General features: G+C 36.5%; 1 protein-coding gene and 1 pseudogene. Both read left to right on the top strand.

What is annotated here, in order from left to right:
* Positions 1-54 precede the first annotated feature (54 nt).
* Positions 55-1,016: pseudogene (locus tag C1726_RS26635) on the top strand (IS3 family transposase); the annotation flags it as partial.
* A gap of 36 nt (positions 1,017-1,052) precedes the next feature.
* Positions 1,053-1,562 carry a helix-turn-helix domain-containing protein gene (locus C1726_RS26630; protein WP_102275581.1) on the top strand — a complete coding sequence of 170 codons (510 nt, stop codon included), beginning with the start codon at positions 1,053-1,055 and terminating at the stop codon, positions 1,560-1,562.
* Positions 1,563-1,704 lie beyond the last annotated feature (142 nt).

Below are 1,704 nucleotides of genomic sequence, written 5' to 3'. Positions count from 1 at the left end.
TGAACTGCACCCCAATTGTTAGACACAACTAACAATTGGAGGTGCAGTTTTTTTATGGCCAAATATTCATTTGAGTTAAAACTTGAGGCGGTATTAGACTATTTAAATGGAAAAGAGTCTATTCGAGCAGTTGCTAGGCGTTTCAATGTAAGTAAAACCCCCTTAGAAACTTGGATAGCTCAATATAGAGAAAATGGTGAAAATGGATTAATTTCATCCTATACAAACTATGATATTCATTTTAAAATGGACGTACTAAATTATATGAGCGAACTTGGAGCGTCTTTTAAACAAGCAGCGGCTGTGTATAACATTTCTTCTCCTTCTACAATTCTTCAATGGCAAAGGCAGGTTGAAGAATCAGGTGTGGACGCTCTATTTCCAAAGAAAAAGGGGCGTCCATCCATGAAAAAGGAAACAAAAAAATCATTACCTGTAGAGGGTTCAATGGAGGCATTACAAGCTGAAAATGAGCGTTTACGCATGGAGAATGCCTATTTAAAAAAGTTACAGGCCTTAATTCAAGAAAAGGAAAAATCACCGAACAAGAAAAGGCAAAAATAATATTTGAATTAAGGCATGATTTTAAGGTGAGTGAGTTAGTTAAGATTGCCGAAATTGCCCGTAGTACGTATTACTATTGGGTAAAGCAAATGGAACGGCCAGATAAATACAAAGAACTGAAGGAGTTAATTAAGGAGATTTTTGAGGAACATCAGGGGCGTTATGGTTACTGTCGGATTACATTAGAATTACGCAACAGAGGGTATGTAATCAATCATAAAACGATCCGACGTCTAATGAATGAGCTGGGATTAAAATGTCTCGTTCGAATGAAAAAATATCGGTCATACCGAGGACAAGTGGGCAAAACTACAGCTAATATATTAGAACGGGATTTTCATGCATCTAAGCCTAACAAGAAGTGGGTGACTGATGTGACAGAATTCCACCTGCATGGGGAAAAGCTATATTTATCGCCCATTCTCGACTTATATAATGGTGAGATAATAGCTANAGACACAACTAACAATTGGAGGTGCAGTTTTTTTATGGCCAAATATTCATTTGAGTTAAAACTTGAGGCGGTATTAGACTATTTAAATGGAAAAGAGTCTATTCGAGCAGTTGCTAGGCGTTTCAATGTAAGTAAAACCCCCTTAGAAACTTGGATAGCTCAATATAGAGAAAATGGTGAAAATGGATTAATTTCATCCTATACAAACTATGATATTCATTTTAAAATGGACGTACTAAATTATATGAGCGAACTTGGAGCGTCTTTTAAACAAGCAGCGGCTGTGTATAACATCTCTTCACCTTCTACAATTCTTCAATGGCAAAGGCAGGTTGAAGAATCAGGTGTGGACGCTCTACTTCCAAAGAAAAAGGGGCGTCCATCCATGAAAAAGGAAACAAAAAAATCATTACCTGTAGAGGGTTCAATGGAGGCATTACAAGCTGAAAATGAACGTTTACGCATGGAGAATGCCTATTTAAAAAAGTTACAGGCCTTAATTCAAGAAAAGGAAAAATCACCGAACAAGAAAAGGCAAAAATAATATTTGAGTTAAGGCATGATTTTAAGGTGAGTGAGTTAGTTAAGATTGCCGAAATTGCCCGTAGTACGTATTACTATTGGGTAAAGCAAATGGAACGGCCAGATAAATACAAAGAACAAAAGGAGTTAATTAAGGAGATTTT

Origin of the sequence: Cytobacillus massiliigabonensis (assembly GCF_900199725.1) — a bacterium.
Lineage (GTDB): Bacteria > Bacillota > Bacilli > Bacillales > Cytobacillaceae > Cytobacillus > Cytobacillus massiliigabonensis.
The sequence above is the reverse complement of the archived record's forward strand: the minus strand, read 5'-3'. Positions and strand labels throughout refer to the sequence as shown.